We start from the raw sequence: 8819 nt of genomic DNA on the forward strand, positions 1-8819 counted from the left end.
GCATGCCGAGCCATAGCGAGGCACCGAGTGTTGGGGCGAAGACCTTTTGCTTACTTTTGGCTGGGCCGGCATTCCGGTCTTTCCAAAAGTGAGCCGCTGTAAGAGCGGAACCATAGGCCGCCGTTACGTAAATAACGGATATGCCCCCCTCAACGCCCAGCCAGGCGAATCTGGTCCTTGGCCTGCTTCACTACATTCTCCACCGTAAACCCAAACTTCTCCTGCAACTTGGCCAACGGTGCCGACGCGCCAAAGCTGTTCATTACCACTTTAGCGCCGGTCTGCCCAACATAGCGGTCCCAACCCAGAGGCCCAGCCTGTTCCACCACCACACGGGCTTTGACCGCAGGTGGCAAGACACTGTCGCGATACGCCTGATCCTGGTCTTCAAACAATTCCCAGCTGGGCATCGACACCACCTGAGCGGCAATGCCTTCAGCTTGCAACTGCTCATAAGCCTCCACCGCCAGGCTCACTTCACTGCCCGTCGCCAACAGCAGAACCTGAGGCGTATCAGCACCCGCCAGCACATAAGCGCCTTTGGCCGCCCCGGACGCCGCCGCATATTTTGTGCGATCCAAGGTCGGCAACGCCTGGCGTGACAGCACCACGCAGCTCGGCCGATGGGTTTGCGCCAGGGCCACCTTCCACAGTTCCAGCGTTTCGTTGGCATCGCCTGGGCGCAGGGTCAGCAACCCCGGTGTGGCGCGCAGTTGCGTCAGGTGCTCGATCGGCTGGTGCGTCGGGCCGTCTTCACCGACGCCGATGGAGTCATGGGTAAACACAAACACTACCGGCAATTCCATGATTGCCGCCAGGCGGATCGGCGGTTTCATGTAGTCGCTGAACACCAGGAAGGTCGAGGTATACGGCCGCAGGTAGGACAGCGCCATGCCATTGGCAATCGCGCCCATGGCGTGTTCGCGGATGCCGAAGTGCAGGTTGCGCCCGCTGTAGTCGTCGGCACTGAAACGCCCGGCGCCGTCGAAGGTGAGGTTGGTCTTGGTCGACGGCGACAAGTCCGCCGAGCCGCCCAGCAGCCAGGGGATTTGTTGTGCGAAGGCATTCAGCACCTCGCCGCCGGCGGCGCGGCTGGCGATGCCCTTGGCGTCGGTGTCGAAGTGGGGCAATTCGTCCTGCCAATGCTCCGGCATTTCGCCAGCGCGCATGCGGCGCAATTCATCGGCCAGTTCCGGTTCGTACTGCTCAAGCTGCGCCAGCTTTTTCTGCCAGGCTTCATACAGCGGTTGGCTGCGCTCCAGCAGCGCATCGCGCAGCACCGTGCGGGTATCATCGGGCACCAGGAAGCTGGAATCCTGCGGCCAGCCATAGGCCGCTTTGGTCAGGCGAATTTCTTCATCGCCCAACGGCTCACCATGGGCGGCGGCAGTGTTGTGTTTGTGCGGTGAGCCGTAGCCGATCACGCTGTCGACCACAATCAGGGTCGGCGCGCCGGTGTTGGTCTGGAAGGTTTCCAGGGCGGTGCTCAGGGCCTGCAAGTCGTTGGCATCGGTAACGTGCAAGGTGTGCCAGCCATAGGCCTGGAAGCGCTTGATCACGTCTTCGCTGAACGCCAGCTCGGTGTGGCCCTCGATGCTGATGGTGTTGTTGTCGTAGATCCAGCACAGGTTATCGAGCTTCAAGTGCCCGGCCATCGATGCCGCTTCGCTGCTGATGCCTTCCATCATGTCGCCGTCACCGCACAGGGTGTAGACGTTGTAGTCGAACAACACCTGGCCGTCGCGGTTAAAGCGTTTGCCCAGCCAGCGTTCGGCCATGGCCATGCCGACGCTGTTGGCGCAGCCCTGGCCCAGCGGGCCGGTGGTGGTTTCCACGCCGGTGGTCATGCGGTATTCGGGGTGGCCGGGGGTCTTGGAGCTCATCTGCCGGAATTGCTTGATGTCATCCAGGCTGATCGCCGGCTGCCCGGAGCGCTTGCCGTGGGCATCAATCTCGACCACACCGGCCAGGTGCAGCAGCGAATACAACAGCATGGAGGCGTGCCCTACCGACAAGATAAAGCGGTCGCGGTTAGGCCAGTCCGGATGTTCGGGGTGGTAACGCAGGAAGCGGCTCCACAGGGTGTAGCCCACCGGCGCCAGGCCCATGGGCGTGCCGGGGTGGCCGGAATTGGCCTTCTGCACGGCATCCATGGCCAGGGTGCGAATCGTATTGATGCATTGGGTGTCGACAGCAGTGGCAGCGTGAGTCATGAAACCGTTCTCCCTCGGGTGGCGATCTACAGTGGAGGGCAGGGCACGGCAAAGGTTTGATCCCATCGTGCGCATTACGACGAACGGGACCGCCTTGACCCAAGACATGACAAGACCCCTTGGAATGGGCTAGTTTCAAAGCGTAGGCCATTGATCAACTTGCGGAGGTACTCCATGCCAGTGAAACACGACCTGTATCAGGATTTGGGTTTGAGCAAGGAAGTTGTTCACGAACGCAGGGCGAACAATAAACACCTGAACTCACTGTTCAATCAATATGACGCCGCCGACAAGGAGGTGCTCGCTTTCGAGGCATCAGGCGGAGCCGACGAGGAATTGGAGAAGCTCAAGAAGAAACGGCTGTCGGTCAAAGACAAGATTGTTGAGCAGTTGCCTCCTACAACGGAACGGTAATATTTGTTCAGAATTGTCTGAGGGACAGCCGGCGCTTCACTGCTTATTATGCCGGCCGTCCACCCGGCTCTGGGGACTGTTGCGGCGCAAGGATTGCGCTGCTGAGCCGGGCGGGCATCCTTTCTTATGCACGCAGCGCCTGGATGCATTCATCCATGGAGCTCTGCTGCGTCTCTGCATACAGCTTCAATTCATCAATCGTCCCGCGCCCCAGCGCCTGCTCGAATTGAGCCTGGTTCGAATGGGCCGTGTAGTGACTTTGCGCGGCATCGCCCAGGTTCGACTGGAAAATCCCCGCCGCACTCACCGGCAGAAAATCCTCGTACACCAAAGGCTCCACCGCCACGTGCCCGGACGCCATCAAGGCCTCCAGCGTCTGCGCTGAATCGGCCTGGCCGCGCGCCGCCAAGCCTTGCTCGGTGACGAAGTAGCGAAAGTACGCCAGGCCCTGTTCACGCATCTGCGCGTGGTTATCGGGGAAGGCCTGGAAGTGTTGCTCCATCAATTCGACATAACGTGCAGCGTTGCCCTCATTCGGGAAGGCGCCCAGTTCGTCGCGCGCCGCGTTCAGCAACTGGTCGTACAAGGCGCGGCCCTTTGGCGTCAACGCCACCCCCCGTTGTTCTATTTCGCCGAAGCGCGCGCTGTGGCTGCCTTTTGCGTCGGTAAACGCGATGGGTTCGTCGAGCGCCTTGAAGCTGGTCTGGCGCAGCAGGATCGGGCACTGGCGACGTGGCGGACCTTCGATCACGGCTTTGGGCGTGATGCCTTTACCGGGCATGGCGGCCTGCACCTGGTCGATGTCCAGGGTGCGGGGCGTCAGGTGATTGATGTGCGGGCCTTTGAAGGCCACCACGTCGGCGATCAGGCGATGCTGGTCACTCAATTGCTGGTACTGGGCGCTGGTTACGGTGGCGGTGTGGTGCCAGCGAAAGGTTTCCAAAGCCTCGCGGATAAACACTTGGGCATCCGCCGCGTTCAGGCCGCCGTCGCGTTCGGCTTGCGCGATCAGCGCCAAGGCGCCAGGGGTGAAAATCGAGCGTTTGGCCAGGGCGCTTTCGGCGAAGGCGCGCAGCTCGATGTTTTCGATCAATTCCAGGCGTAGCAAGGAGGTAAAGACGCGGAACGGGCTGGCCTGCAACGCCTGTTCATGCACGGCGCGAAAGGCGGTGGAATGCACCGGCACACCGGCGGGTGTGAGGTCGTAATAGCCCACCGGCTGCATGCCCATCACCGCAAACAGACGGCCGATGGTGGCCAGTTCATGGGCGGTGCCCAGGCGGATGGCGCCGTGGCGCTCCATGGCCAGGCGATCCATTTCACCGGTGCGTAGCAAGTGTTTGGCCAGCCCGGAATCACTCTCCAGCACCCGCGTATTGGTCTCGGCCACCAGCTCCATCAGCGCGCCGTAAAGCGGAACTTCATCTCGGTACATGTCGGACATGGCCCTGGAAAAGTCTTTGCGAATCTCGTCGGGGCTGACATACGCGGCGCCTGGCATAGAAAAATTCCTGAACACGGTGGTGAGGGTGCGGCCTTTCTCTGGATTCTGTTGGGCTTTAAGGGGGCTGGCAAACGAAGAATCCTCAGGACTTCATTCTGCAAATGAATGAAATGACGCAAATATGACAAAAATCGGCGCCAGCAAAATTTCATTTTCGCGGCGACTTTCCTAACTAATTCTTCACGAGGCGCGCCCCGGTCCTCATGAAACAATCGTTACGTTTGTAGGGATGAAAACGCCGTTTGCACACAACGCACATAAAAAAATGTTTAGGGGCCGTTACACATGAAAATTTCTACACTGGCGTTATCCATCACCGCAGCGTTGCTCGCGCAACAAGCGTGCGCTGATGACTTCGGGCTCGGTTCTCTGGGCACGGGCACGGGGCACAGCGGTTTTCTTGAAGACAGCCATGCGGCTGTCAGCTCGCGCACCATGTACTACAGCGCGGACAACCGTTCGGGCACCAGCAACGATCTGCGCGAAGCCGCGACATTGCTGCGTTTTGACTACAAATCCGGTTACACCCAAGGCACCCTTGGCGTCGGTTTTGACGTGATGGCGTTCGGCGCCTTGCGTCTGGACGGTGGCGACGGCCACGCCGCAGGCCCGGGCCTGGCGGGTAACGGCAACAGCTTCTTCCCGACCAAAAACAACGGCACGGAACCTGCCGACAGTTTTGGTCGTGCTGCGGGTAACGTGAAGTTCCGCATTTCCCAGACCGAGTTGCACGTCGGTGGCGGTTTGGCCCCGGTGTTGCCTATCCTGGTCTCCAACGACAGCCGTGTGGCGCCGCAGACCTTTGACGGCGGCATCCTGACCTCCAACGACATCCCTAACGTAACCTTCACCGGTGGTGAGCTCAACCGTGCCGAAGGCCGTGCTTCCAGCAACTCCACAGGCTTGAGTGTTGCCGGCGGTACCCGCGACAGCGACAGCTTCAAGTTCGGCGGCGTGGACTACAAACCGTTTGGCTCGTCCGACAACGCCATCGCTAAAAACCTGACGTTGCAGTACTACTACGCCGACCTGCAAGACTTCTACAAACAGAACTACTTCGGCCTGGTTCACGTGCTGCCATTGGGTAACGACCAGTCGTTCAAGACTGACCTGCGTTACTTCGACAGCACCAGCGACGGTCGCAACGGCGAAGCCGGCTACCAGTTCAACAACAACGGCGGCTACGCCAAGCACGCCGGCGAAGTGGACAACAAAACCTACAGCGCCGCGTTCACCTACCAGTTGGGCGGCAGCAGCCTGATGCTCGGTCACATCGGTGTGAGCGATGACGGCGGCTTCGTCTGGGTCAACCAGGGCAGCATCGCTGATCCAAACGCACAAGGCGCGGGCGGCAGCGACTTCTACCTGTTCACCGACGCCGTGGTTGGCCAGTTCTCCCGCGCGGGCGAGCAGGTCAATTTTGGCCAGTACTCCTACGACTTCAAGGCCTTTGTACCGGGCTTGAAAGCTTCCGTGGCGTACCTGGACGGCACGGGCATCAAGTCCAAAGTGGCCGGTGGTTCGGATCAGAAAGAAAACGAAACCGACTTCCGCCTTGACTACGTCGTGCAGGAAGGCCCGCTCAAAGGCTTCGGCACCACCTTCCGTACCGGTACCTACAAAGGGCACAACACCGGCACTGCGGACCAGGACCAGACGCGTCTGATCTTCAACTACACCTACGCGATCTTCTAAGCTCGCGCCGCCACAAACGGAGGCCGCCTAAACAGCGGCCTCTTTTTTTGCGCGCGCGAACACGACTTCATGTGCATCCGCGTACGGATGAGTTTTACACTGCCCCCACTGTGTCAGTGATGGAGGACCCAATGACGGCCACGCCCGCAACCAACATCCTTGCAACTATTGAAGGCCAGCGCCTGGCCGCCCAAGACGCCGAGCGTTGGCGCGAGTGGGGCCCGTATCTAAGTGAACGCCAGTGGGGCACGGTGCGCGAGGACTACAGCGCCGACGGCGATGCCTGGGCCTACTTCCCCCACGAACACGCCCGCAGCCGCGCCTACCGTTGGGGCGAGGACGGCCTGGCGGGTTTCAGCGACAAGGCGCAACGCTGGTGCCTAGGCCTGGCGCTGTGGAACGAGCGTGACAGCATCCTCAAGGAGCGCCTGTTCGGCCTCAACAACGCCGAAGGCAACCACGGTGAAGACGTCAAAGAGCTGTACTTTTTTGTCGACGGCGTGCCCAGCCATGCCTATATGCGCATGCTCTACAAATACCCGCATGCGCCTTTTCCCTATGCCGACCTGATCGCCGAAAACGCCCGCCGCGGGCTTGAGAATGCTGAGTACGAAGTGCTCGACACCGGCGTATTCGAAGACAACCGCTACTGTGATGTAACGGTCGAATACGCCAAGCATCAGCCTGACGATATTTTCATGCGCGTCACCGTTCACAACCGCGCGGACCAGCCGACGCGTGTGCAGGTGCTGCCGCAACTGTGGGCGCGCAATGACTGGAGTTGGACCCTTGACGCGCCCAAGCCGCAATTGCGCCTGGACGGTGAGCAGGTGCTGGCCCGGCACCATGAACTGACCGATCGCCACCTCAGCGCCTGGGGCCAGGACGGCCTGGAGTGGCTGTTCTGCGAAAACGAAAGCAACTTCCCCAAGCTCGATGGGCAACCGGCGCCGGGGCCGTTCAAGGATGGCATCAACGACTACGTGGTGGGTGGCGCAGACTCGGCAATCCGCCGGGACGTGGGCACCAAGGTCGCCGCGCGGTTTATCCTCGAACTGGCGGGCCAGGAGACCAAGACTCTGTACCTGCGGTTTGCGCCGGTGGACGCGCCTGAAGTCAATGCGCGCAAACTGTTCGAACTGCGCCGCCAAGAGGCAGACGACTTCTACGCCGCCTTGCAGCAAGGCATTGCCGATGATGACGCGCGCAATGTACAGCGCCAGGCCCTGGCCGGGCTGCTGTGGTCCAAGCAGCTGTACTACTTTGATGTAAACCAGTGGCTCGATGGCGACCCGGCCCAACCCGCGCCGCCGCCCGAGCGCCTGCACATCCGCAATACCCATTGGCGGCACCTGTCGAACTTCGACATTTTGTCCATGCCCGACACTTGGGAATACCCGTGGTATGCGTCCTGGGACCAGGGTTTCCAGGCCGTGGCGATGGCGTTGATTGATCCGGGGTATGCCAAGCAACAGTTGTTGTTGCTGGTCAAAGATCGCTTTATGCACCCCAATGGCCAGCTGCCGGCGTATGAATGGCGTTTCGACGACGCCAACCCGCCGGTGCATGCCTGGGCCAGTTGGCGCGTGTATCAGCAGGACAAGGCGCTGACCGGCGTGGGCGACATGGACTTTCTCGAGCGGATTTTCCACAAGCTGCTGCTGAATTTTTCCTGGTGGGTCAACCGCAAGGACGCCGAGGGCCGCAACCTGTTCCAGGGCGGCTTCCTGGGCCTGGACAACATCGCCTTGTTCGACCGCTCGGCCACCTTGCCGCCAGGCTACCAGTTGGATCAGGCCGACGGCACCGCGTGGGTCGCGGCCTATGCCCTGGACCTGATGCGCATTGGCCTGGAACTGGCCAAGCGCAATGTTGTGTACGTGGATATCGCGGTGAAGTTCTTTGAGCACTTCCTCTACATCGCCGGCGCGATCAACCGCGTGGACGACAGCGCCGAAGGCTTGTGGGATGAGCAGGACCAGTTCTTCTACGATGTGCTGCACCGCCCGGACGGCCAGAACGAGCCGGTGCGCCTGCGCTCCATCGTCGGCCTGATGCCGTTGTTTGCCGTGTTGGTGCTGGAGCAACGCGAGCACGAAGGCTTGCAAGGCTTGCGTGAGCGGCTACTGGGTTTCATGAAGCACCGGCCGGATTTGGCCAAGCTGGTGTCGCGCTGGAACGAACCAGGGCAGGGCAACCGCCTGTTGCTCGCCTTGCTGCGCGGCGAGCGCACCAAGGACCTGCTGCGGCGCATGCTCGATGATCAGGAGTTTTTGTCGGCCTTCGGCGTGCGTTCCCTGTCCAAGGCATTCGCCGAGCAGCCGCTGGCGCTGAAGATGAACGGCGACACCCTGTGCGCGCGTTACCAGCCCGGCGAGTCCGACTCACGCTTGTACGGCGGCAACTCCAATTGGCGCGGGCCGCTGTGGATGCCGGTGAACTACATGCTGATTGAATCGCTGCGCGAGTTTCACCGCTACTACGCGGATAACTTCTCGGTGGAGTACCCGACGGGAAGTGGTTATCTGGCGTCCCTGGAAGAAGTAGCCGACAGCCTCAGCCAAAGTTTGACCCGCTTGTTTTTACGCGATGAAGATGGCCTGCGCCCGTCGATGGCGGGCTATGCGCAATTGGAAGCAGACCCGGCCAGTCGCGATCTGGTGTTGTTCCATGAGTATTTCCATGGCGAAACCGGGCGTGGGTTGGGGGCTTCGCATCAGACCGGGTGGAGTGCGTTGGTGGCGTTGTTGCTGCAACCGAAAAGCTAAGCCGTGCCACTGATTCGCTTTTCTGTGGGAGCTGGGTTGCGTGCTGTGGCGGTCTTTTGGTGGTGTACATATCCGTTGCTGCGGTAACGGCTTCTATTGGTTCCGCTCTTACAGCCAGCCCTTTCAAGGTCTTTTAACTTTAGCGGCCTTAAGCACCCGATCCGTCGATACGTGGGCATTCGCGGCTTTGCCTTCAAGCCATTCCTTAGGTTTAGGCACCTTCGG

Annotated in this window: 5 protein-coding genes; 3 read left to right on the forward strand and 2 right to left on the reverse strand. The window is 60.7% G+C overall.

Features of this window, described 5'->3' with window-relative positions; translation table 11 throughout:
• Positions 1 to 149: 149 nt before the first annotated feature.
• Positions 150 to 2213, reverse strand: a complete 2064-nt coding sequence (tkt, locus tag ACTD9P_RS28730) for a transketolase (RefSeq protein ID WP_438870299.1) — start codon at positions 2211 to 2213, stop codon at positions 150 to 152.
• Between the two features lie 174 nt (positions 2214 to 2387).
• Here tkt and ACTD9P_RS28735 point away from each other — a divergent pair, with 174 nt between their 5' ends.
• Positions 2388 to 2627 (forward strand): HP1242/YdcH family protein, encoded by a 240-nt coding sequence (locus ACTD9P_RS28735; RefSeq protein ID WP_438870300.1) that lies wholly within the window; start codon positions 2388 to 2390, stop codon positions 2625 to 2627.
• 124 nt (positions 2628 to 2751) lie between these two features.
• Here the strand turns inward: ACTD9P_RS28735 and hglS are convergent, their stop codons facing one another.
• Positions 2752 to 4128, reverse strand: coding sequence for a 2-oxoadipate dioxygenase/decarboxylase HglS (gene hglS / locus ACTD9P_RS28740; RefSeq protein ID WP_438870301.1), 1377 nt, complete (start codon positions 4126 to 4128; stop codon positions 2752 to 2754).
• 288 nt (positions 4129 to 4416) lie between these two features.
• Here hglS and ACTD9P_RS28745 point away from each other — a divergent pair, with 288 nt between their 5' ends.
• Together ACTD9P_RS28745 and ACTD9P_RS28750 are read left to right on the forward strand one after the other, a co-directional pair.
• Positions 4417 to 5826 (forward strand): OprD family outer membrane porin, encoded by a 1410-nt coding sequence (locus tag ACTD9P_RS28745; RefSeq protein ID WP_438870302.1) that lies wholly within the window; start codon positions 4417 to 4419, stop codon positions 5824 to 5826.
• A gap of 131 nt (positions 5827 to 5957) precedes the next feature.
• Positions 5958 to 8594: an MGH1-like glycoside hydrolase domain-containing protein gene (locus ACTD9P_RS28750; RefSeq protein ID WP_438870303.1), complete on the forward strand. Its 2637-nt coding sequence runs from the start codon at positions 5958 to 5960 to the stop codon at positions 8592 to 8594.
• Positions 8595 to 8819 lie beyond the last annotated feature (225 nt).

The organism is Pseudomonas onubensis (assembly GCF_965653655.1).
Taxonomy (GTDB): Bacteria; Pseudomonadota; Gammaproteobacteria; order Pseudomonadales; family Pseudomonadaceae; genus Aquipseudomonas.